The 22,630-nt window shown below is 66.8% G+C and carries 23 protein-coding genes and 1 riboswitch; of the genes, 16 read left to right on the forward strand and 7 right to left on the reverse strand.

Features of this window, described 5'->3' with window-relative positions:
* The 8 genes from CKO28_RS04045 to CKO28_RS04080 form a co-directional block, all read left to right on the forward strand.
* A partial coding sequence (locus tag CKO28_RS04045; RefSeq protein ID WP_200339261.1) for a hypothetical protein occupies window positions 1–1,128 on the forward strand: 1,128 nt, incomplete at its 5' end.
* A 6-nt stretch (window positions 1,129–1,134) separates the two neighbouring features.
* On the forward strand, window positions 1,135–2,229 hold the full coding sequence (locus CKO28_RS04050; protein ID WP_200339262.1) for a DUF262 domain-containing protein: 1,095 nt from the start codon (window positions 1,135–1,137) through the stop codon (window positions 2,227–2,229).
* Window positions 2,226–3,188 carry a RelA/SpoT-related domain-containing protein gene (locus CKO28_RS04055; RefSeq protein ID WP_200339263.1) on the forward strand — a complete coding sequence of 321 codons (963 nt, stop codon included), beginning with the start codon at window positions 2,226–2,228 and terminating at the stop codon, window positions 3,186–3,188. The genes CKO28_RS04050 and CKO28_RS04055 overlap by 4 nt, the downstream gene beginning before the upstream one ends.
* Before the next feature lie 221 nt (window positions 3,189–3,409).
* Window positions 3,410–4,864 (forward strand): IMP dehydrogenase, encoded by a 1,455-nt coding sequence (gene guaB, locus CKO28_RS04060; RefSeq protein WP_200339264.1) that lies wholly within the window; start codon window positions 3,410–3,412, stop codon window positions 4,862–4,864.
* A 30-nt stretch (window positions 4,865–4,894) separates the two neighbouring features.
* Window positions 4,895–6,301, forward strand: a complete 1,407-nt coding sequence (locus CKO28_RS04065) for an RsmB/NOP family class I SAM-dependent RNA methyltransferase (protein ID WP_200339265.1) — start codon at window positions 4,895–4,897, stop codon at window positions 6,299–6,301.
* Window positions 6,298–6,852, forward strand: a complete 555-nt coding sequence (locus tag CKO28_RS04070) for a GNAT family N-acetyltransferase (protein WP_200339266.1) — start codon at window positions 6,298–6,300, stop codon at window positions 6,850–6,852. Before CKO28_RS04065 ends, CKO28_RS04070 begins: the two co-directional genes overlap by 4 nt.
* A 283-nt stretch (window positions 6,853–7,135) precedes the next feature.
* Entirely contained in the window at window positions 7,136–8,704 is a 1,569-nt protein-coding gene (gene guaA, locus CKO28_RS04075; RefSeq protein WP_200339267.1) for a glutamine-hydrolyzing GMP synthase, read from the forward strand.
* A 191-nt stretch (window positions 8,705–8,895) separates the two neighbouring features.
* Window positions 8,896–9,552, forward strand: a complete 657-nt coding sequence (locus tag CKO28_RS04080) for a Crp/Fnr family transcriptional regulator (protein WP_200339268.1) — start codon at window positions 8,896–8,898, stop codon at window positions 9,550–9,552.
* 110 nt (window positions 9,553–9,662) lie between these two features.
* On the opposite strand, the gene CKO28_RS04085 is transcribed toward CKO28_RS04080, so the two are convergent.
* From CKO28_RS04085 to CKO28_RS04100, 4 genes are all read right to left on the reverse strand, one after another.
* On the reverse strand, window positions 9,663–10,070 hold the full coding sequence (locus CKO28_RS04085; RefSeq protein ID WP_200339269.1) for a hypothetical protein: 408 nt from the start codon (window positions 10,068–10,070) through the stop codon (window positions 9,663–9,665).
* Between the two features lie 396 nt (window positions 10,071–10,466).
* A complete protein-coding gene (locus CKO28_RS04090; RefSeq protein ID WP_200339270.1) occupies window positions 10,467–10,934 on the reverse strand; it encodes a RidA family protein in 468 nt (155 codons plus the stop codon).
* 246 nt (window positions 10,935–11,180) lie between these two features.
* Window positions 11,181–11,804, reverse strand: coding sequence for a glutathione S-transferase family protein (locus CKO28_RS04095; protein ID WP_200339271.1), 624 nt, complete (start codon window positions 11,802–11,804; stop codon window positions 11,181–11,183).
* A 42-nt stretch (window positions 11,805–11,846) separates the two neighbouring features.
* Window positions 11,847–12,047 carry a DUF2905 domain-containing protein gene (locus CKO28_RS04100; RefSeq protein WP_200339272.1) on the reverse strand — a complete coding sequence of 67 codons (201 nt, stop codon included), beginning with the start codon at window positions 12,045–12,047 and terminating at the stop codon, window positions 11,847–11,849.
* A 121-nt stretch (window positions 12,048–12,168) separates the two neighbouring features.
* Here CKO28_RS04100 and CKO28_RS04105 point away from each other — a divergent pair, with 121 nt between their 5' ends.
* The 7 genes from CKO28_RS04105 (at window position 12,169) to CKO28_RS04135 (ending at window position 18,936) form a co-directional block, all read left to right on the forward strand.
* Window positions 12,169–13,308: a hypothetical protein gene (locus CKO28_RS04105; RefSeq protein WP_207168735.1), complete on the forward strand. Its 1,140-nt coding sequence runs from the start codon at window positions 12,169–12,171 to the stop codon at window positions 13,306–13,308.
* 368 nt (window positions 13,309–13,676) lie between these two features.
* Window positions 13,677–13,808: riboswitch (guanidine-I (ykkC/yxkD leader) on the forward strand.
* A gap of 135 nt (window positions 13,809–13,943) precedes the next feature.
* Entirely contained in the window at window positions 13,944–15,023 is a 1,080-nt protein-coding gene (locus tag CKO28_RS04110; protein ID WP_200339274.1) for a putative urea ABC transporter substrate-binding protein, read from the forward strand.
* A gap of 186 nt (window positions 15,024–15,209) precedes the next feature.
* Window positions 15,210–16,031, forward strand: coding sequence for an ABC transporter permease (locus tag CKO28_RS04115; RefSeq protein WP_200339275.1), 822 nt, complete (start codon window positions 15,210–15,212; stop codon window positions 16,029–16,031).
* Complete coding sequence (locus tag CKO28_RS04120; RefSeq protein WP_200339276.1) at window positions 16,028–16,864, forward strand: ATP-binding cassette domain-containing protein; 837 nt, start codon at window positions 16,028–16,030, stop codon at window positions 16,862–16,864. The genes CKO28_RS04115 and CKO28_RS04120 overlap by 4 nt, the downstream gene beginning before the upstream one ends.
* Window positions 16,851–18,089, forward strand: a complete 1,239-nt coding sequence (locus CKO28_RS04125) for an agmatinase family protein (RefSeq protein ID WP_200339277.1) — start codon at window positions 16,851–16,853, stop codon at window positions 18,087–18,089. The genes CKO28_RS04120 and CKO28_RS04125 overlap by 14 nt, the downstream gene beginning before the upstream one ends.
* Window positions 18,086–18,559 (forward strand): hypothetical protein, encoded by a 474-nt coding sequence (locus tag CKO28_RS04130; protein WP_200339278.1) that lies wholly within the window; start codon window positions 18,086–18,088, stop codon window positions 18,557–18,559. The genes CKO28_RS04125 and CKO28_RS04130 overlap by 4 nt, the downstream gene beginning before the upstream one ends.
* Window positions 18,560–18,711: 152 nt before the next feature.
* Window positions 18,712–18,936: a hypothetical protein gene (locus CKO28_RS04135; RefSeq protein ID WP_200339279.1), complete on the forward strand. Its 225-nt coding sequence runs from the start codon at window positions 18,712–18,714 to the stop codon at window positions 18,934–18,936.
* Window positions 18,937–19,005: 69 nt separating this feature from the next.
* Here CKO28_RS04135 and CKO28_RS04140 read toward each other — a convergent pair whose 3' ends face one another.
* Entirely contained in the window at window positions 19,006–19,542 is a 537-nt protein-coding gene (locus tag CKO28_RS04140) for a DUF2867 domain-containing protein (protein WP_200339280.1), read from the reverse strand.
* Between the two features lie 192 nt (window positions 19,543–19,734).
* Here CKO28_RS04140 and CKO28_RS04145 point away from each other — a divergent pair, with 192 nt between their 5' ends.
* Entirely contained in the window at window positions 19,735–20,358 is a 624-nt protein-coding gene (locus CKO28_RS04145) for an SAM-dependent methyltransferase (RefSeq protein WP_200339281.1), read from the forward strand.
* Between the two features lie 276 nt (window positions 20,359–20,634).
* Here the strand turns inward: CKO28_RS04145 and rpmG are convergent, their stop codons facing one another.
* Both rpmG and CKO28_RS04155 read right to left on the reverse strand, forming a co-directional pair.
* Window positions 20,635–20,802, reverse strand: a complete 168-nt coding sequence (gene rpmG, locus CKO28_RS04150; RefSeq protein ID WP_200339282.1) for a 50S ribosomal protein L33 — start codon at window positions 20,800–20,802, stop codon at window positions 20,635–20,637.
* Window positions 20,803–20,930: 128 nt separating this feature from the next.
* Window positions 20,931–22,604, reverse strand: coding sequence for a S41 family peptidase (locus tag CKO28_RS04155; RefSeq protein WP_200339283.1), 1,674 nt, complete (start codon window positions 22,602–22,604; stop codon window positions 20,931–20,933).
* Window positions 22,605–22,630: the final 26 nt, after the last annotated feature.

Below are 22,630 nucleotides of genomic sequence, written 5' to 3' on the forward strand. Positions count from 1 at the left end.
ACTCCGCGATCTGGGCACAACTTTTGCCGTCATCCAGCAGCAGAAGGGCATTTGCCCGCCGTGCAACGCCGTGGTCCACGCGATGCCGACGCACGCACGCTTCGAGTTCGCGGCGATCTTCAAAGGAAAGGAAACCGGGGTGTATCATGCTCGCAACTGAATCCCGATTCAACCTCGCGTCAAGCCGGAATTCGGGTCTCCAAAGACTCTGAGTATAACACGGTTGTTGAGAGCATTACGCTTATCGGCTCTCGAAAGCTGGCGTTTGCGCGCGATGATGTTCTTCAAGAGATCGTGATCTTGAAAGCGCAAAGATCATCTGGCGAAAAATTGGAGCAGAACGAAATCTGTATTTCATACATGGATGGCTATAGCAACACCGGCGGTCGCGAAGTCGTTGTTAGACCAAATGTCGTGTTTCCTGAGCGACAGAAAAACGCACGTTTACAAATACCTACAAGTCAAGAGGATTTGAAAATCCTGAATTCTTTCGCCAGGCACACTGAAACGGTCGAAACAGCGGGTTTTCGCGTTAGAACCGGGGAGGTCGTACCATTTCGGTGCCAAAATTCGTTAAAATTCGAGCCTAGAAACGGACGTGTTCCGCTAATTTGGATGTCCGATGTTTGCCCAACTAAAAAGAATAACGCAAGGAAACGGGCGCAACCGCGATTTATTGACGCCACATCGAAATCTGCTATTAACTTTACACAAAATTTGGCTTTGGTTCGGCGATTCAGCGCAGGCGATAACGGCGTCAAGGTTATGTCACAAGAGTGCCTGAAAACAACGGAATCATCCGAAAAAATTGGGATCGAAAATCACGTGAACTATATTTTTCACAAAGAGTTTCACGATGATGAAAATCTTATTCGCGGGTTGGTCAAATATCTTAATTCGCTTCCCGTTCAAACATACTTCAAGTGCGTCTGTGGGACCACACAGGTGAGCGCACATGACCTCAGAGCGTTACCGGTACCATCCCTCGAGAAACTTAGGCGAGTCGCTCTTGACGAGCACAGCTCAGCGGACACTATCGCGGACACAGAAGAGGCGAGTGAGAGCGAACGTCATCTTTATGGCACTCTCACAATAGTGAAGTCCCAGAAAGTTGATAATGGAGCGTAACCAACCATGGCAGATGTAAAACGAAGCCCGCGTACCCAAGATATAAGTTGGTTTCTTGATCTAAACGAGAAGAACCAGCTTGATTTAGAGCCACCATATCAAAGGAGGAGTGTGTGGTCACCCAAAGATAAGCAATTTTTCATTGATACAGTTTTAAACGACTATCCGGCACCCCCGATTTTTTTGCACAAATCGCTAGATGAAGATGGCCGACCAACTTATCACGTCGTAGATGGAAAGCAAAGACTTGAGACACTTATCGAGTTTAAGAACAATCGGATCCGTGTTCCTGAGGGATATGGAAATGTCGAAATCGAGAAAAAAAAATGGAATGACTTACCTCGAAGTGTCAAGGAAACTTTCTGGAACTATGAGATCGTAGTCGAAATGCTACCGGATGTTAGCGAGCCGTACATCAAAAACATTTTCGAGAGGATTAACCGAAACTCACGTCGCCTAACTCGACAAGAGCTGCGTCATGCGAAGTATGACGGGTGGTTTATAAATTTTGCAGAAGATCAAGCCGCGCAACCTGAATGGCAACAGTTCGGCGTAGTGACGCGTGCTCGAAGCAAACGTATGGCAGATGTGCAATTTATTTGTGAGTTAATGATCGTCGTGATTGAAGGGAAAGTTATGGGATTTGATCAAGACAGATTAGACGACTATTCCGCGGATTATGATGATTTGGAATATGCTCCTGAGACGTTTGAAGAGACAGAGTTTCGGGAGAAATTTGGGGCTGTTAAAGATACTGTGAAAGGGATATTTGACGTAAGGGGAGAAGTGCTGAGAGATTACCTCAAAATTCAGGTTCATTTTTACTCGCTGTGGGGATTTTTGGTTGTCAACCTCGAAAACATGCCTGACGTTGAAACAATCACGCGGCTGTACGCAGAGTTCATGGAGAGTGTCGGGGTGGCGGTAGAAAGGTTTAAAGAAGGAACTGATTCAGAAAATTTGGTCGAGCGTGGTTCTTGTTGGGACAAGGCAGTAGCCAAATATGCGCTAAGCAGGACGGGTGCAAGTACTGAGGAACCGCAGCGCGTTGACCGTCATAAAGCGCTTGAGGAGGCACTGTTAGGTGGTGCTATTGCATGAAGGTTGCGAGGAGTATACGCGTCCTACATGAGGATAATCGCGCCACCTTTGAACGCCTCGGTGCATTTGTGGGGGAGTATCTTGGAAAAGTTTGCAACGATAAGGGTTGGTTTTTTTCGCAACGTGTTAAAACGCTTGAGAGCTTTGCGCTAAAGTTTGAAACAGGCAGATTCTCTAAAGAACGCATTTTTGAAGATTTCTATGTGTGTACAATCATCGTTCCCACGTTGCTCGATATTGACCAAGCAGAGGATGTGGTTGATGGGAAATTTGAACAGGTGGAGCGACGCCCTCGCGATGATCAGCATACCGCAAAAAATTCTTCAGACTTCCGCTTCGATTCGCTCCGAAAGTATGTGCGGAAAAAGCCTGCGGATACCGGTCGGGGGGAAGATATCGATGGCTTGATCTTTGAGGTGCAGATCAAGTCGATTCTTGAGCATGCATGGAGCCTTGCTACTCACGACTTAATATATAAGACAAATTCGGTTAGTTGGCCGAAAGAAAGAATTGCGTATCAAGTAAAAGCCACGTTAGAGCATGCCGATGTGTCGATTGCGGAGGCGGAGAAATTATCGCGAAGTCCGAGTGTCGCAAAAAGAAATAAAGATACCGAAGAGATGTTGTCGATTATCGAGTTGTGTGAGGATATTTGGCCGTTAGAGTCATTGCCCGAAGATCGCCGGCGTTTAGGAGAGAATATCCGTAATTTGAAACGCATTGCGAGTATTGGAAACGACGTGTTAGGGGAGGTTGTCCGGGAGGAGATACGCAGGTCAGGAATATTGCCGAAGAATCTATCTCCGTATTCATTTGTTGTTCAGGCGCTTTTACACTCTCGCAGATTTAATTTTATTGAGATGGTGCGCAGGAGCCGCCGTCAGGTGATCATTCATTCGGAAATGGAATTGCCGGCAGAGTTGGTAGCGGGTTCCGATGGGTTTGTGAAAATAGATTAAACAAATGTGGGGGTGGGCGCAGCGTGCTAGGTTGCCGTTGGCGATGGTGGAGGTCTTATCATTGGCCCGTGTTACAGGGCTTGGATGGGGTCGCTTCAAGCACGATCTGTTGAGTCGTCGAGCGTGTGCAAGTCTGGAATGCGCGCCGTCGAACCCCCTTGTTCGCCTAGGCTTAGACTGTATGATGCGGCGCCACGTTTCCGGGACAGGATAGCTGGCACATGGAACTTCGCACGGCGCTCACCTTCGACGATGTCCTCCTCGAGCCCGCCGAAAGCGCCGTCCTGCCCAACCAGACCGATACACGCACGCGCTTTACCCGGTCGATCGAGCTCGGCATTCCACTGGTGTCGGCGGCGATGGACACCGTGACCGAGAGCGCGCTCGCGATCGCCATGGCACAGGCCGGCGGGATCGGCGTGGTGCACAAGAACCTCGATATCGCCGAACAGGCCGACGAGGTGCGCGCGGTCAAGAAGTACGAGAGCGGCATGGTGATCAACCCGGTCACCGTACGCCCTGAACAGACCCTGGCCGATGCGCTGGCGCTGATGGACCGGCACAAGATCTCCGGCATTCCGGTGACCGAACAGCAGGGCCGCCTGGTCGGCGTGCTGACCAACCGCGACGTGCGCTTCGCCTCCAACCGCAAGCAGCCGGTCTCCGAACTGATGACCAAGGAGAACCTGGTCACGGTGAAGGAGAACGTCGGCCGGGAAGAGGCCAAGCGGCTGCTGCACCAGCACCGGATCGAGAAGCTGCTGGTGGTCGACGAAAGCTACCGCTGCGTCGGCCTGATCACGGTCAAGGACATCGAAAAGGCGAGCGCGCACCCGGACGCCTGCAAGGACGAGCAGGGCCGCCTGCGCGTCGCCGCCGCCACCGGCGTGGGCAAGGACGGCATGGCGCGCGCCGAAGCGCTGTTGGAGGCCGAGGCGGACGTGATCGTGGTCGATACCGCCCACGGCCATTCGCGCGGCGTCTTGGAGCAGATCAGCCAGCTCAAGCGGATCTCCAACAAGGCCGACGTGGTCGCCGGCAACATCGCGACCGGCGAGGGCGCGCAGGCGCTGATCGACGCCGGGGCGGACGCGGTCAAGGTCGGGATCGGCCCAGGCTCGATCTGCACCACCCGGATCGTCGCCGGCGTGGGCGTGCCGCAGCTGACCGCGCTGCAGAACACGGTCAAGGTCTGCCACGACAACGGCGTGCCGGCGATCTCCGACGGCGGCATCCGCTTCTCCGGCGACCTCGCCAAGGCGATCGCGGCGGGCGGCGACGTCTGCATGATCGGCTCGCTGCTGGCCGGCACCGACGAGAGCCCCGGCGAGGTGTTCCTCTACCAGGGCCGCACCTACAAGGCCTACCGCGGCATGGGCTCGACCGGGGCGATGGCGCGCGGCTCCGCCGACCGCTATTTCCAGGAAGAGGTCTCCGACCGCCTGAAGATGGTCCCGGAAGGCATCGAAGGGCAGGTGCCTTACAAGGGTCCGGCTGGTACGGTGCTGCACCAGCTGGTCGGCGGCCTGCGTGCGGCGATGGGCTACACCGGCTGCCCGACCATCCCGGAACTCCATCAACGCGCCAAGTTCCTGCAGATCACCAATGCCGGCATCCGCGAGAGCCACGTCCACGACGTCACCATCACCCGCGAGGCGCCGAACTACCGGAACTGACGCCGCGATGCGGTCCAGACGGTTCGGCCGATGACCCCCGGAGCCCGGATCGCCGCGGCGATCGAGCTGTTGGCGGAGGTCGACGCGCACGACCGGCCGGCCGATCAGGTCGTCCAGGACTACGTGCGCCAGCGCCGCTTCATGGGCGCCAAGGACCGGCGCGCGGTCACCGACATGGTGTTCGCCGCGATCCGCACCCGGGCGCGCACGGCCTGGTGGCTGGCGCTTGCCGGCGGCGCCGACGGCGCGCAGGCGGATGCGGTCGCCGGCGGTACGCCGCCCGACCCGCGCGCGCGGATGTTCGCCGAGCGGATCTTGAACGCCGGCTGGTCGGTGGCCCAGCTGGCCGAATTGTGCGACGGCACCGGTTACAATCCCCCGCCCCCCGACGCCGACGAACGCGCCCGGCTGACCGCGCTCGAGGGGCAGGGCCTGGACGACCCGCGCCAGCCCGACTGGGTCCGCCTGGAAACGCCGGCCTGGCTGCTGCCCGCCTTTCAGAAGGGGTTCGGCACGGCGATGGAGGCGGAGCTGACCGCCCTGCGCCAGGAAGCGCCGGTCGATCTCCGGGTCAACCGCCTGCTGGCCGACGGGCCCCGGGAGGTGTCGGAGGCGCTGGCGGTCGAGCAGATCGAGACCCAGGCGACGCCCTATTCCCCGCTCGGCCTGCGGCTGGTCGGACGGCGCGCGGTGCAGGCGACGGCACCCTACCGCGACGGGCTGGTCGAGCTGCAGGACGAGGGCTCGCAGCTGATTGCGCTGTTGGTCGCGGCCAAGCCCGGCATGGCCGTCTGCGACTTCTGCGCCGGGGCGGGCGGCAAGACCCTGGCCTTGGCCGCCCAGATGGAGGATCGCGGCCGCCTGGTCGCGCTCGACGTCGACGGCGAACGGCTGGGCCGGGCCGGCCCGCGTCTGCAGCGCGCCGGCGCGCGCAACGTCGAGCGGCGCCTGCTGGCGACCGGTGAGGACGGCGACGGCGATCCCTTCCTCGACGAAAACGTCGGCAGCTTCGACCGCGTCCTAATCGACGCGCCCTGCACCGGCGTGGGCGCCTGGCGCCGCCAGCCGGACAGCCGCTGGCGCCTGTCGGAGCACGCCCTGCGCCAGCGCATGGATAGCCAGGACCGGATCCTGGCGCAGGCGGCGAAGCTGGTGAAACCGGGCGGCCGGCTGATCTACGCCACCTGCTCCCTGCTGCCGCAGGAGAACCGGGAGCGCACCTGGGCCTTCCAGTCCGCCCACCCGGAGTTCCGCCAGATCCCCGCCGCGCAGGTCTGGGCCGAGGCTTTCGCCACCCGGCCGGACGCCGCCGGCGGCGACGGCCCGGCCGCGGACGCCCAGGACCTGACCCTGACCCCGGCCCGCCACGGCACCGACGGCTTTTACGTCGCCGTGTTGGAGCGCCTGAGCCGCGCGAACGGGGGCGGCGGCAAATGAGCGCGCGGATCCGCCTGGCCCAGCCTGCCGACGCCGCGGCGATCGCGCACGTCCATGTCGAGACCTGGCGCGCCGCCTACGCCGGCGTGGTGCCGGACAGCTACCTGGTGCGGATGAGCGAGCAGGGCCAGGCGCTGACCTGGCGCAAGCTGCTGGCGCGCCGGTCGAAGGACGAGCGCACGGTGGTCGCCGAAGTCGCGAAGGGCGAGGGCGACCTGCAGACCCTGGTCGGCTTCGGCTCGTACGGCCGGCAGCGCGGCACCGAGCTCGGCTACCGCGGCGAGATCTTCACCCTCTACGTGCTGCCCCACTTGCAGGGGCAGGGGATCGGCCAGCAGCTGATGCACGCGATCTTCCGGCGTCTGTGGGAAGCCGGCACCGCCGACTGCCTGATCTGGGTGCTGGCGGAGAACCCGGCGCGCTTCTTCTACGAACACATGGGCGGCCAGCGCGTCGCCGAGCGGATCGAGAGCTTCGCCGGCGAACATCTGACCCAGATCGCCTACGGCTGGCCCGACCTGGAAGCCTGGCTGCAGCAGACCGGCGGGTAGGGTGGTGAACCAATCTCCCTCCTCCAGCGGGAGGAGGGGCGAGGGGAGGAGGGACCACGCGCATCTAGGCCGCGGGCAACCGTGCCACAGGCTCGGGCGCCGCGGGCAACCTCCTCTCCCCGGCCTTCTCCTCCCACTGGAGGAGAGGGGATTAATTGAGTGGGGGATTAATTGAGTGTTGGAGAGGCGACCCGCGTTCTGCGCCCTGCCACGCTTGCCGCCTTTCGCCGCCGCCGCTAGCCTCCGCGCGCAGAGCCCGCCCGTTCCTGAGAAGATGCCCCGCATGACCGACGCCATCGCCCAGCAGCACGACTGCATCCTGATCCTCGACTTCGGGTCGCAGGTGACCCAGCTGATCGCCCGGCGGGTGCGCGAGAGCGGGACCTTCTGCGAAATCCTGCCGTATAACGCCGAGCAAAGCCGGATCCGCGGCTATAACCCCAAGGGCATCATCCTCTCCGGCGGGCCGGACTCGGTGACCCGCGAAGGCGCGCCGCGCGCGCCCGAGGTGGTGTTCGAGCTGGGCGTGCCGCTGCTCGGCATCTGCTACGGCCAGCAGACGCTGGTCGACCAGCTGGGCGGCCGGGTCGAGGGCTCCGACCATCAGGAGTTCGGCAAGGCGTTCCTGGAGGTCGACCGCGAGGTACCGCTGTTCGACGGCATCTGGCGGGCGGGCGAGCGCCATCAGGTCTGGATGTCGCACGGCGACCGCGTGGTCGATCTGCCGGATGGCTTCCGGGTGGTGGGCACCAGCGACGGCGCCCCCTGCGCGGCGATCGCGGATCCCGAGCGCGGCTACTACGGCGTGCAGTTCCATCCGGAGGTCGTGCACACCCCCGACGGCGGCAAGCTGATCCAGCGCTTCGTGCGCGCGATCGCGGGCTGTTCCGGCGACTGGTCGATGGCCGCCTTCCGGGCGGAGGCGATCCGCAAGATTCGCGCCCAGGTGGGCGACGCCCGGGTGATCTGCGGCCTGTCCGGCGGCGTCGACTCGTCGGTGGCGGCTGTGCTGGTGCACGAGGCGATCGGCGCGCAGCTGACCTGCATCTTCGTCGACCACGGCCTGATGCGCGCGGGCGAGGGCGAGCAGGTCACCGAGCTGTTCCGCAACAGCTACAACATCCCGCTGGTCCACCGCGACGCGTCCGATCTGTTTCTGGGCAAGCTCGACGGCGTCGAGGATCCGGAGCACAAGCGCAAGATCATCGGCACCACCTTCATCGACGTGTTCGAGGAGGCGGCGACCCGGATCGGCGGCGCCGACTTCCTGGTGCAGGGCACACTGTATCCCGACGTGATCGAATCGGTGGCGCCCAAGGGCGGGCCGTCTCAGACCATCAAGTCGCACCACAACGTGGGCGGCCTGCCCGAACGCATGAACATGGACCTGGTCGAGCCGCTGCGCGACCTGTTCAAGGACGAGGTGCGGGCTTTGGGACGCGAACTGGGCCTGCCGGAGAGCATGGTCGGCCGACACCCCTTTCCGGGGCCGGGCCTGGCGATCCGGATTCCGGGCGGGGTCACGCGCGACAAGGCCGAGATCCTGCGCAAGGCCGACCGGATCTTCCTGGAAGAGATCCGCGAGGCCGGTCTGTACGATGCCATCTGGCAGGCGTTCGCCGTGCTGCTGCCGGTACGCACCGTCGGCGTGATGGGCGACGCGCGTTCCTACGACTTCGTCTGCGCCCTGCGCGCGGTCACCAGCGTCGACGGCATGACGGCGGAGTCCTACCCGTTCGACCACGGCTTCCTGTCGCAGGCGGCGACCCGGATCATCAACGAGGTGCGCGGCATCAACCGGGTGATCTACGATGTGACCTCGAAGCCGCCCGGGACCATCGAGTGGGAGTGATGCGCGCCGAAACGCCTCCAAAGGCCGTCCTAAAGCCTCGGTGCCCGCGAAAAATGCATCCGGCCATGCGAGAAGGTCTGTATACTTCTGTTCAGGAATCGTCTTTGATTCCTGAGTGACGAAGCGGGCCCACGCGCCGGCGGTCGTCTTCCGACGTCAACGTGTAGACCTGCGTAAAAGTACAGACCCGCATGACTGATCTTCCCGTGACCGACCGTCCGGTATCGCACACCCACGGTCGGCTTGCTGCCGGGTATAGCGTCGCCTGCGAAGCCGGCCGAGACATTGCGCAGGCCGGCGACCCGAACCAGCTCTACCGGCTGGCTGACGGCTGGGCGTTCGGCGCGCACATGCTGGAGGACGGCCGGCGGCAAATCGTGTCGTTCCTGCTGCCGGGCGACCTCGTCAACGCGCCCGCCGTGCTGGGCTGTCGCGAGGCGACGCCGCTCTACGCCCTGACCGACGTCCGCCTGGAGGCGGAGCACGGCAGCGGTCCGACGGATGCGCTGCCGGCGGTGCTGGCGCAGATGGCCCGGCTGGGCGAGCAGGTGGTCAGTCTGGGCCGGCGCACCGCGTACGAGCGGATCGCGGCCTTCCTGCTGCAGATCGGGGAGCGGCTGGACGGCGCCGTCGGCGGGGCCGGACAGCGTTATTTGGTGCCGCTGCGCCTGGAACACCTGGCCGACCACCTGGGCCTGTCCGTGGTCCACGTCAGCCGGACGATGCGCCAGCTGCGCGACAACGGTCTGGCCAGCCTGTACCGCGGCGAGATGGAACTGGGCGACCGCACCGCCCTGGCCCGGGTCCGCGAGTGCGGCGGGCCGAAGCCAGCGACCGCCCCGAACTAAAGCAAAACCGATGCAAGCCGAATCGGCCTTCATCGTCTTTTTTTGCTCTAACTTCCTGAAGAGAGAGCAAGATTCAGCTGAAAGCTCGCTTCACCTTTCAGCATCTTGCTCTAACCGCGGCGCCGGCCGGGCGGATCGCCGCGGGCGGTCGTCTGGTCGGCGGGGGCAAGCGTGTCGGGCTGCGTGTCGGCGGCCGGGCGTTCCGCATTAGGGGCGGGGCTCTCCCCCGGTTCCGGATCGGGCGCGTGACTGGTGACCGGACCCAGGCCAGGCCAGGCGGGACGGGTGGCGATGTCCTTGCCGCCGCAGCCGGTGCAGCGCAGCCGGCCGCCGACTTCGGGCACAGGGAAGGCCGCGCCCAGCTCGCCGAGCAACCGGCCGATTTCAAGCACCGCGTTGTGGCCGCAGCGGTTGCACCAGCAGAAGACGCCCAGTCCGTCGGCCGCCAGTTCGCCCAGCGTCGCCGCCCCGAGCCGCGCGTCCACCTCCCGTTGCGCCGATTCCTTGATCCGACCCATCGCGTTCGCCCTGTTCCGACCGCTGCCCGCGCAAGAGAACATAAAGCGAACATAGGGGCCGGACAAGCGGGTTCGGCGCCCGGCCGGAACACCCGTCAGGCATCCTTCGAGACGCCCGGCCGCGCCGGGCTCCTCAGGATGAAGTTATAGGTTTTCCAATAAGATGTAATAGCTTCATGCTGGGGATCTGCCCGCGAGGGCCGCGTCTCGAAGCCTCCCAGACGGGTGTTGAACCGCCCGCACAAATGTCGTCCCTGAGGGGAGAGGGCTAGGTGGAATCCCACCCTCACCCTCCCACGACCCTGCGGGTCGCGGGCCCCTCTCTCTCCCCTCAAGGGAGAGGGGATTGGGGCACGCTCTCCGGCAGACTGAAAACAGGTCGTCGGGGTGGCCAGGCTATTTGATCTCGAAAATCCCCTCGACCTCGACCGCGACGCCAAACGGGAGGGAGCCGGCGCCGACGGCCGCGCGGGCGTGCGCGCCGGCATCACCGAACACCTCCGCCATCAGGTCGGAGACGCCGTTCACCACCTTGGGCTGGCCCGCGTAGTCCGGCACGGCGTTGACGAAGCCGGTCAGCTTCACCACCCGCTCGACGCGGTCCAGATCGCCGCCCAGGGCCTGGCGCAGCTGCGCGATCAGGTTCAGCCCGCACAGCCGGGCGGCCTTCTGGCCGTCCTCCAGGCTGACGTCGTCGCCCAGCTTGCCCTTGACCTGGATCTCGCCGTTCAGCATCGGCAGCTGGCCGGCCATGAACACCAGGTTGCCGCTGATGACATAGGGCAGGTAAGCGCCCTGCGGCGCCGCCACCTGCGGCAGCTCGATCCCCTTTTCCTGCATGCGTGCCTCGACCGTTCCGGCCATGTCCGTCTCTCCCCTGTGTGTCGGTTGAACTGCGATCGGTGCGCGGCAGCCTAGGCGTCTGAGCCGCGCGCGCAATCGTCCAGGCGCGACGGCGCTCGGCGTGGACGCGTCCTAACCGTCGCACAGGCAACGCCTAGAGCAAGATGCTGCAAGGTGCAGCCACTTTTCAGCTGAATCTTGCTCTCTCTTCAAGCAGTTAGAGCTAAATTCACGATGAAGGTCGATGCGACCTTCATCGATTTTGCTCTAGCTGAGCGGGACCATCACGTGATCGCGGAACGCCGGGCGCGCGCACAGCCGGGCGTACCAGTCAGCCACGTTATGCACCTGGGTGCGCCGGATCGCCAGCTGGTACCAGCGGTAGGCGCAGGCGCCGAGCGGAATGTCGCCCATGGTCAGGCGCGCGCCCGCGACAAAGGCGCGCCCGTCAAGCGCCTGATCGAGCAGGGAAAATGCGCGGTCGGCAGCGTGCTCGCAGCGGCGCACCAGGTCCAGGTCGCGTTCGGCCTCCGGGGTCCGGACCAGTTGCCAGAACGCCGGGTTGAAGGACGGCAGCAGCACCGTCTGCTGCCAGTCCATCCACCGGTCGGTCTCGCTGCGCGCGCCGGGATGCTCGGGCCACAACCCGCCCGGATCGTACTGCGCGGCGAGGTAGCGCACGACCGCATTGGATTCCCAAATCACCCGGTCGCCGTCGACCAGGACGGGCACCGTGCCGTTCGGGTTGAGGGCGCGGAACCATGGTTCGCCGCCGTCCTCCCGGTGGCCGCGGCCGATCTCGACGCGCGTGTGGGCAAGGCCGAGTTCGCCGATCACCCACATCGCCTTCTGCACGTTGAGCGAGTTCGGACGGCCGTACAGGGTCAGCATGCGCGGTCAACTTCCCAGGATATCGTGACGGCGAGGAGCGTGCTACCGGCCGATCAACCAGAGCACGAGCGAAATCACGACCGACACCAGGATCGACGTCGTGATCGGCAGATACAAGGTAAAGCCGTCGCGTTGGATCAGGATGTCGCCCGGCAGCCGGCCGATCCCGGCTTTCTGCAGCCAGGGCCACAGCAGCCCCGCCGCGACCAGCACGATGCCGAGGATGATCAGGGTTCGCGCCATACCCTGGTAGGTGGGGATCGGGCGCGCTCGCGTCCATGGGGATATCGGGGCGCGGGATGCTTCGACAAAGCCACAGTTTGGCCGTTTGACGGGCACGCCCTGGGCTCCGATACTTACGGCCATGCACCCGATGCGTTCGCGTCTGTTGCCGCTTGCCCTCGGCGTCGTGCTCGCCGGCTGCGGGCCGCTGCTGCCCGAGCCGGACCCGGGCGCGGCGCAAGCCGCGTCCGCCGGCGGCGCGGACAGCCGGGCCGGGCGCGCGGTCGACGCCGCCGGCGATACGGTGCGCTTCGATTACCGCTTCCGCGATGCCGCCGGGCAGACGCACAGCGTTTCCTTCGCCCTGCCGGCGGACGCCTACGCCGAGGCGCGACAGGGCTTGAAGCCGCTGCAGTCGGACGCGGTGACCGGCCGGCTGGACCGCAGCGTGCAGCGCTATGCCGAGGCCAGCAGCGAAACCTGGGCGGACGGGATGCGCGCCCGGATGGAGGCGCTGAAGGGCACGCTGCCGGCCACCATCCAGTTGGTCTACGAGTTCGAGGGTCGGCAGCTCAGCTGGTCGCTGCAGGGCCGGGGGGTCACGCAGCGCGAGCTGGAGCGGGAGGCGCAGCGTCTGGCCCGGCAGATCCGCCGCGCGAGCGCGCGGCTGAAGCAGCAGCAGCGCCGCGAGGTCCGGACCTACGCCCAGAACGTCCGCGCCGACCTGCTGGACGACCTGAACTACGTCCGCGACGGCGAGCTGGGCGGGCTGATCCGGCCCGACTACGCCGCCCTGGCGCGCGGGCAGGCGGACCTGCTGCGCCCGATGGCGCGCGCGATCGCCGAGGCCGCCGGCACCGGCGACACCCGCCGGCAGGTCGCGCTCGCGCTCGCGCTGATGCAGCAGATCCCGTACGACCCGTTGCGCATCCGCGGGGCGATCGACGGCACCGGCTTCGCGGTTCCGGCGGAGCTGCTGCACGTTAACCGGGGCGATTGCGACAGCAAGGCGACCGCGCTCGCGGCGCTGATGCGCACGCTCGCCCCGGACACGGCGGCGGCGATTGTGCTGCTGCCGGGCCACGCCGTGCTGGCCGCCGACCTGGAACCCCAGCCGGGCGATCGCACCCTGGAGTTCGACGGCGAGCGGTTCGTCCTGATGGAGCCCGCCGGGCCCGCCCCCATCCCGCTGGGACAGATCGGCGATACCAGCCGCCAGCTGCTGAGCGAGCAGGGCGTGGACTCCCTGGTCTGGATCACCGGCGGCCCGCAGGGCGCGTAAGCCGGCTGCTGACCCGCGATCCAAGCAGGCGTACAGCCCAGGTAGCGCCCGTTCAGGGTCCTTCGACACGGACGCCTTCGGGCGCCCTACTCAGGATGAAGCGTATGGTGGATCGATAACTTACTCCTCATCTTCCTGCTGATTGGCCAGCCGCAGGCTGGCGTGTCGAAGCGCGCCACACGCCCGCCCATGCCCGCCTGGGCCGCTTGGCGACGCTGCGCGTGGGCCCGAAAACGCTCCTAATCCTGTTGGCCAACGACCTGAAAAGCTAGCAAGAAAGGCTTTTCGTCGCCCCAGCTTCGGGCGTGCGGCGCCGCGCGCGCCATGCGTTCCTTGCGCCCCCGGCATGCGCTTGTTACATTTGTGCAGTGCAGCGCATCTAGGGTTCCGGCTGTTGCAGTGCGGCAGCGGCGACTGGTCCGAGAGATGCAACCCGGACGCCGGCGGTGCGCCGCCCTCATAGCCGTCCGGGGACACGGCGGGACAAAAGCCCGGGAGGACACTGCACCGGTTTGCCAGCGCAAGCCGCCTCCCGGAGCCGATCTTCCACGAGGCGTCCGCCCAAGCTGGCAATCCGTTCAAACCGTGAGAGGCCGCCCGCAAAGAGGCCCGGCCGCTTGAACAGGGAGCCAGCGATGCAACCGATCAAGATCGCCGCGAGCGCGTTCGCGCTCACGCTCACCGCCGCGCTTGGCGCCGCCCCGGTCCAGGACGCGCGCGCCCAGGACCGCGAGTCCTTCCAGGTCTGCTGGTCGATCTATGCCGGCTGGATGCCCTGGGGCTGGATCGAGAGCTCCGGCCTGATGGATAAGTGGGCGGACAAGTACGACATCTCCGTCGATGTCGTTCAGATCAACGATTATATCGAATCGATCAACCAATACACCGCCGGCCGGTTCGACGGCTGCACCATGACCAACATGGACGCGCTGTCGATCCCCGCGGGCGGCGGCGTCGACACCACCGCGCTGATCGTCGGCGACTTCTCCAACGGCAACGACGGGATCGTGCTCAAGAACAAGGACGAGCTGAGTGCGATCGAGGGCATGGACGTGCACCTCGTGGAACTCTCGGTGTCGCATTACCTGCTGGCCCGCGCGCTCGACCAGATCGGCCTGTCCGAGCGCGACGTGAACGTGGTCAACGTCTCCGACGCCGACCTGGTGGCGGCGTTCGACACCGAGGACGTCCAGGCGACGGTCACCTGGAACCCGCTGCTCTCCACCATCCTGAAGAAGCCGGAGGCCAACGAGGTCTTCGACAGCTCCCAGATCCCGGGCGAGATCATCGACCTGATGGTGGTCAATACCGAGACGCTTCGAGCGAACCCCGAGCTCGGCAAGGCGCTGGTCGGCGCGTGGTACGAGGCGATGTCGATCATGTCCTCCGACACCCAAGCAGGCCGTGACGCGCGCACCTGGATGGCCGAGGCCGCGGGCACCGATCTCCGGGGCTACGAGAGCCAGCTGGAGACCACGCAGATGTTCTACGACCCGGCCGAGGCCGTGGAGTTCACCCGGGATGACAAGCTGATCCAGACGATGGACTTCGTCCGGCAGTTCCTGTTCAAGCACGGCATCCTGGGCCAGGGCGCGCCCAGCCCCGACTACGTCGGCATGCAGTTTCCGGGCGGCGAGACGCTGGGCAACACCAACAACATCCAGCTGCGCTTCGACCCTAGCTACATGAAAATGGCCGCCGAGGGCGAGCTTTAAGCAGCCCTCTCTGATTCCCTCTCCTCCACGTGGGAGGAGAGGGCTCGGGAGAGGAGGTCGCCTTGGATATGGCCGCGGGGCCTCCTCAGCCTGTCCCTCTCCTCCCATTGGAGGAGAGGGGACCCGCCGCTAAGCGCGTCACGCTCTCGTACGCGCTCCCGGCTCTCCGGTGACGAAAGCCAGCCGATGCGTCTGATCAACCAGAAGCCAAGCCGGATCGCCCGCTACGCCCTGGGGGCGCTGCCGTTCGCGGCCGTCCTGCTGATCTACTCCGTGGCGAGCAAGCTGCGCCACATGGAGAACCCGCAGGACCGGCTGCTGCCGTCGCTGCAGCAGATGGCGGCGGCGGTCGAGCGGATGGCGTTCACGCCCTCCAAGCGCACCGGCGAGTACACGATGTGGCTGGACACCCTGGCCAGCCTGGAGCGGATCGGGATCGGCATGCTGGTGTCGACGGTGCTGGCGCTGGTGCTCGGCATCGCCATGGGGGCGATCCCGCGGATCCGGGCCACCCTGGCGCCGTTCGTCGGCGCGTTCTCGCTGATCCCGCCGATCACGGTGCTACCGATCCTGTTCATCGTGTTCGGCCTGGGCGAGACGGCCAAGATCGCGCTGATCGTGGTCGGCACCGCGCCGGTGATGACCCGCACGGTCGCCCAGGCGACCGCGGACGTCCCGGACGAGCTCTTGGTCAAGGTGCAGACCCTGGGCGCGAACAGCTGGCAGATCGTCACCCGCGTGTTCGTGCCGATGGTGCTGCCGCGGCTGATCGGGGCGATCCGGATGGGGCTGGTGCCCGCCTGGATCTTCCTGGTCTCCGCCGAGGCGATCGCGGCGGAGCAGGGGCTCGGCTACCGGATCTTCCTGGTCCGCCGGTACTTGGCGATGGACGTGATCCTGCCCTACGTCGCCTGGATCACGATCATCGCCTATGTGCTGGACCGCGCGTTCTATCTGCTGTCGCGCAAGGGCTTGCGCTGGGCGCACGGGGAAGGGGGTGCGCTGTGAGCGTGCTTGAGGTGCGCGGGCTCGGCGTCGATTACGACGGCGTCCGGGTGCTCGAGCGGATCGACCTGTCGGTCGCGGCTGGCGCGTTCTGTACCGTCGTCGGCGCCAGCGGCTGCGGCAAGTCGACCTTCCTGCGGATCCTGTTGGGCCAGGAGCGGCCGACCCGGGGGGAGGTGCTATTGGACGGCGTCCCGATCCCGCCGGAGCCGATGCCCGACCGCGGCGTGGTGTTTCAGAAGTACTCCGTCTTCGCGCACCTGAGCGTGCGCGACAACCTCGCCCTGCCGCTGGAAATCCAGCGGGCGCGCGGGCTCGGCCGGCTGTTCGGCCGCGCCAGGCGCCAGGTGCGCGCGGAGGTCGCGGACCTGCTGCATCGGATCGGCCTGGAGCACGCCGGCGACCGCTATCCGGGCCAGCTGTCGGGCGGCATGCAGCAGCGCCTGGCGATCGGGCAGGCGCTGGTGCTGAAGCCCCGGGTGCTGCTGCTGGACGAGCCGTTCGGCGCGCTCGATCCCGGCATCAAGAAGGACATGCACGCGCTGATCCTGAACCTCTGGCAGGACACCGGGATGACCGTGTTCATGGTCACCCACGACATCCAGGAAGCCTTCCAGCTGGGCACCCGGCTGGTGGTCTTCGACAAGCTCCGCCACGACCCGCACGCCCCGCGGGCGTTCGGTGCGACGATCACCTACGACCTGCCGTTGCGCCCGCCGCAGCCGCCCGCGGCCGACCGGCCGGCCGGCCCGGACCCGGCGGCGGCCGCCGCTTCGCAACCGCCGGCGCCCGACGCGGCGCCCGAGACAGGAGAGACCCCCGATGCTGCCCCATGATCTCCGCCACGGCCGCCGTTCGACCCGGCGCGCAGGCCTGGCCGCCGCCGTGCCGACCGGCGCGCGCCGGCACCACCCGGACTTCGACGCGCTCAACGGCCGCGGCTGGAAGGCTGCGCAGGCGGAAGGCGAGCTCGGCGATACCGCCTGGCGGCGCGAGCTGGAGTGGGCCAAGGAGATGGGCCTGCCCGGCTCCGGCAGCCTGGACGACCGGGACATCCCGACCTTCGCCCGGGGCGAGCTGCCGCATTTCGCCGGCATCAACACCTTCCTGAAGGCGCCTTATGTGGAGAACGTGCGCGATGTCGCGCACTACGACGCCGCCGTGCTCGGCGTGCCGTTCGACGGCGGCACCACCTACCGGCCGGGCACGCGCTTCGGTCCGCAGGGGATGCGGCGGATTTCCGCGCTCTACACGCCCTACAACTACGAGCTGGGCGTCGACCTGCGCGAGCAGATGACCCTGTGCGACGCCGGCGACGTGTTCACCATCCCCGCCAACATCGAGAAGTCGTTCGACCAGATCACCCGCGGCGTCGGCCATGTCTCGGGCACCGGCGCGCTGCCGATCATCCTGGGCGGGGACCATTCGATCGGTTTCCCCTGCGTACGCGGGATCGCGGCCAACACCTCCAAGCGCATCGGCATCATCCACTTCGACCGGCACCTGGACATTCAGGCCAAGGACCTGGACGAGCGGATGCACACCACGCCCTGGTACTGGGCGACCGAGCTGGACAACGTCCCGGCGACCAACCTGGTGCAGCTCGGCATCGGCGGCTGGCAGGTGCCGCGGCCGGGCGTGGAGGAGGCGCGGCGCCGGCGCACCAACGTGCTCACCATGGCCGACATCGAGGAATTGGGCGTCGACCGGACCGCGGAGATCGCGCTCGAGCTCGCCTGGCAGGACGCGGATGCGGTCTACGTCTCCTTCGACATCGACTCGGTCGACTGCGGCTTCGTCCCCGGCACCGGCTGGCCGGAGCCGGGCGGCTTCCTGCCGCGCGAGGCGCTGGCGCTCCTGGGCAAGGTCTGCGCGCCCGGGATCTGCGGGCTGGAGATCGTCGAGGTCTCCCCGCCGTACGACACCAGCGACATCACGGCCCTGCTGGGCACCCGCGTCGCGGTCGAGGCGCTGGGCTCGATGGTCGCGCACGGCACGCTCGGCCGGCACCGGGCAGTCCTGGACAAGCCTGCGGGCTGGCAGGCGGCGGTGCCGGAATGAGCCGGGGCAACAACGGCATCGGCGCCTGGGGGGCGCCGCACGGCGGTCCGGGTCACAACGCGCGGCCGGCGCGGGAGACCCAGTGGCAGGTGCCGCACAGCCACGGCGCGCCCGGCGACGACCGTGGCGACGCGCACGCCGAGGCGGAACCGGATTTCGACCTTGTCGAGGCATCGTTCGTCGAGGGGTTCTGGGCGGCGAGCGACCCGACCAGCTTCCTGCGCCTGGCCGGCGTGCCGTTCCACGGCCGCGACGACCAGGGCCGCGGCCTCGCGCTGGTGCGGGTGGAACAGGACCAGGCAGCCGACGTCGCCGCCGTGACGCCGCAGCTGGACGGGCAGGGCGTGCGCACCGATCCCCTGCCGGCCGCCCGGGTCGGCCGGCGCCGCCGGCTGCGGCTGGTCTACCTGCACGGCACCGAACCTCGGCACCTGACCCTGGCGGAAGCGCGCGCGCTGTCGTCGAACTAAGCCTGGACGGCCGCGGTCGGCGATTTACTTCGCAGGGGGGAACGGCGCAATCGGTCTTCTCTCCGCTAATCGGAGGAGAGGGGACGCGCTTGGACGTTCTTCGGACCGGTCGATGCCAGCCTTGAGGGTAGGCGGCCAGGAGGGGTGCGCTGATGGCGAAGGACTACCAGCCGCTGCGGGTGCTGACGTGGGCGGTGTACGCGCTCGGCGCCGCCGGTGTGGGCGCGCTCGCGGTGGGCGTGCTGATGGAGATCGGGCTGCTGTTCCTGGGCGGCGTCGGCGCGGTCGTGGGCGCGCTCGTCGGGCACAACACCCTGGACGCGCACGCCCGGCGCCAGTCGTTCGAACCGGGCGACCGGCAGGGCCACTGGGGCTGACTCTTGCCCTATCTGCAACAAGTTGGAGCTACATGCTCGAAAGCCGTTTCGGCCTTCGAGCATTTTGCTCTAAGTCGAGGAAGCGGTGCGGTCGCCGTGGGCCGGTGCCGCGCGTTCCAGATCGAGCGCACGCCGGCAGATCTCCTGGGTCAGGCGGTCGAACAGGATCAGGTGGGCGGGTTGCATCGCCCGCCAGTACAGCACGCCGGACAGGCCGTCCGGCTCCCAGTAGGCGGTGGCGCTCAGCCGGTTGCCGCGGTCGGCCGGCTGTATGTCGAACGCCAGCACGCCGCGCCCGGGGGCCTTCATGCCAAAAATCAGCGCCAGTCGCTTGGGCCGTTCGATGTCCAGCACTTCCCAGCTGTCGATCCGGTCGCCCGGCCGAAGCTCGCGATCGTGCGGGCGTTCGTGGCGCAGGCCGTTGCCGCCGATCGCCGCATCCATCAATTCCCGGACGGTCCAGAGCGCGTTCAGCGTGTAGTAGCGGTTCTCGCCGCCGATGTCGGTCACGACGTCGAAGATCGCCTGCTGCGACGCGCGCGTCCGCGCCGACCCGCCGGCGCGGTAGCGGAAGCGTCGGTAGCCCCGGAACTGGCTGCGGTCCATGGCCGCTGTCTCCCGCTCGTTACGGATCGCTGCGCCGCCCGTCTTGTCGCGGAGCCTAAACCACATGGTTGCCGCGTCCACCCGCCGCGGGCGCACCCCAGTGCGACGGGTGACCGAGCTGCGCCGTCGGCTTATATTCGCCCGCGCAAATACGTCCAACCCGCCCTTCAGCGCCCGAAGAGGTCCGACCTCATGCCGCAGTTCGACGACGCCGCCAGCTTCTGGGACAGCCGCTACGCCGAGGAGAGCTACCTGTTCGGGACCGCGCCGAACGCCTTTCTGGCGCGCGAGGGTTGGCGGCTGTCGCCCGGTTGGCATGCCCTCGCGGTCGCCGACGGGGAGGGGCGCAACGGCGTCTGGATGGCCGAGCAGGGCCTCCGGGTGACCAGCATCGACATCTCCCCGCGGGGTACCGAGAAGGCCCGCGCGCTGGCGGCCGAGCGCGGCGTCACGCTCGACATCCGCCGGGTCGATGTCACCACCTTCGACATGGGCGAGGGCGCCTACGACGCCGTCGTCGCGATCTTCATCCAGTTCGCGCCGCCGGGCACCCGGGAAGAGCTGTTCGCGCGGATGGTCCGGGCGCTCAAGCCGGGCGGCCTGCTGTTCCTGCAGGGCTATCGCCCGGAACAGGTCGACTACGGCACCGGCGGCCCGCCGCACCGGGAGCACATGTACACGCTCGACATGCTGGAAACCCAGTTCGGCTCGCTTGAGTGGCTGCACAGCGCCAGCTACGACGCGCCGCTGCGCGAGGGCGACGGCCACGACGGCCTGTCCGCCCTGATCGAGCTGGTCGCGCGCAAGCCCGGGTGAGGCGGCCTCTGGCGTTCGGCAACCAGGTATCAGCGCCCGCGCGGCGCGCCTCGATACGCCAGCCTTTCGACCAGCGCAGGATCGGCCGCGCAGGTTCAAGCTGGGGCCAAGTCGCCGATACGCCCAACCTTCATCCGGAGGCGGACGCCGATCGCGCCCGTGTCGAACCAGCCCACATGGGTGTCAGCGAGCTGTACCGCGGGTCTCGGAACGCAAACGGGGCCGGCTCCCGTCATCGGAACCGGCCCCGCGCGAGACCTCAGCGCGTGGGCGCGCTTACTTCATCTTGGATTCCTTGAAGATCACGTGCTTGCGCGCCTTCGGATCGTACTTCTTGAGCTGAAGCTTTTCCGTGGTCGCGCGCGTGTTCTTCTTGGTGACGTAGAAGTAGCCGGTGTCGGCGGTGCTCACGAGCTTGACTTGCTGCGTGGTTGGCTTGGCCATGGGTCTTTTCCTCGCGCTCGCGGGCAGTGAAGGGAGCTGTCTGGGGCCGCAAGATACTTGCGGGCGGCGGCCTGTCAAGATCGGGCGCGCCGCGGCGATGCGCGTGCGCCACCGCCGTCGCAGCCCGGCTACTGCTGGGCCGCCTGGGCGATCGCCGGCGCGTCGGCGCTGACGCTGCGGTAGAGCGTGCGGTCGGTCAGCAGCCGGCGCGCGACCGCGAGGTCCGCGGCGGAGCCGCCGGGCCGGCCCGGGCAGCCGGCGGCAGGCGCACCCGCGTCGGCGGCCAGATCGCCGGCGCGCGGGAGCGGATCGCCGGCCCGGGTGTCGGCGCGCCGGCTGTCGGTCAGAGCCGCCAGCACCTCGTTCAGCGCGGTATCCGGATGCCGGCTGGTGCAGACGTCCGGGGTCACGCCGCGGTCGGTGAGGGCGTAGCCCGAGGGCGCATGGAAGCGCGCCCAGGTCAGGGTCAGCTCGCCGCGGTTGGGCAGGCGCAGCACGGTCTGCACGGTCCCCTTGCCGTAGGACAGCGAGCCGACGACCACGCCGCGGCGGTTGTCCTGGATCGCGGCGGCGACGATCTCCGCGGCGGACGCGGAACCGCTGTCGATCAGCACCACCACCGGGCGGTCGTCGCCGACGTCGTCCGGGCGGGCTGTGAAGTACTGATGGCTGTCCGCGTGACGGCCGTGGGTCGAGACGATCCGGCCGTGGCGGACGAACAGGTCGGCGACGTCGACCGCTTGGTCCAGCAGGCCGCCCGGATTGCCGCGAAGGTCGAGGACGTAGCCGGCCAGCCGGTCGCCCATCCGGGCGTCGAGGTCGGCGACCGCCTGCTCCAGGGCGTGGGCGGTGTCCTGATTGAAGCCGCTGATCTCGATCACCGCCAGCCGGCCGTCGGCGCGGGCGTCGACCGTCTTGGGCACGATGTGCGCGCGGCGCAGGCGCAGGGTGCGCGTGGTCGGGCCGTCCTGCGGCCGCACGGTGAGCGCGAGCCTGCTGTCGACGTGGCCGCGCAGGCGGTCGATCGCCTCGCGCTGGCTGAGCGCCGCGGCCGAGCTACCGTCGATCGCCACGATCATGTCGCCGGCCATCAGGCCCGCGTGGGCCGCCGGGCTGCCCGCGCGCACCGAAACCACGGCGATGCCGCCGTCGCGGGCGTGGACGCGCGCGCCGATCCCGCCGAAGCCGTCGCGGCTGGCGCGGTTTTCCCGCGCGGCGTCCGCCCCGGCGTAGCGGGAGTAGCCGTCGAGGCGCGCCAGCATGCCGTCGAACACGCGGGCGTAGATGTCTTCGGTGCTGTAGCCCGCCAACGCGTCGGACGAGCGCAGCGCGAGGTCGATCACCCCGGCGGTGACGGCGCCCCAGGCGTCGGCGTCGCGCGGGCCGGGGACGTGGTAGCTGCCGATCCGCCGGCCGTCGAGCCTGACCACGATCTCCCCGTCCGTGCGGGCGACGCGGATGTCGTCGTCGAGGCTGCTGAGCGCGTGCACGCCGTCGAGCGCGAGGGCGGGCAGGGCAACATCTTCGATATAGATCTTGGCGATGTCGTTGTAGCCGGCGGCGAACAGGCGGCTTGCCTGGTAGGCGTTGTAGTCGCTGCCGATCGCCCGCTGGTCGGTGCCGGCGGCGGCGACCAGGAACAGCGCCAGCGACACCGCACCGGCGTGCAACGACCGGCGCAGGCCACGACGCAACCGGCCGCTCAACCGGGCCCGGCCGGACGCCGCTGCGTGCGGGGCGCGCGCGGACGCGGGCCCGGTGTGCCAGGGGAAACTCCGCTGGTTGCCCAGTCGCAACGCCATACCCAACTCCGCCTCGCCCGAGGTAC

This window comes from Rhodovibrio sodomensis, from assembly GCF_016583645.1.
GTDB classification, from domain to species: domain Bacteria; phylum Pseudomonadota; class Alphaproteobacteria; order Kiloniellales; family Rhodovibrionaceae; genus Rhodovibrio; species Rhodovibrio sodomensis.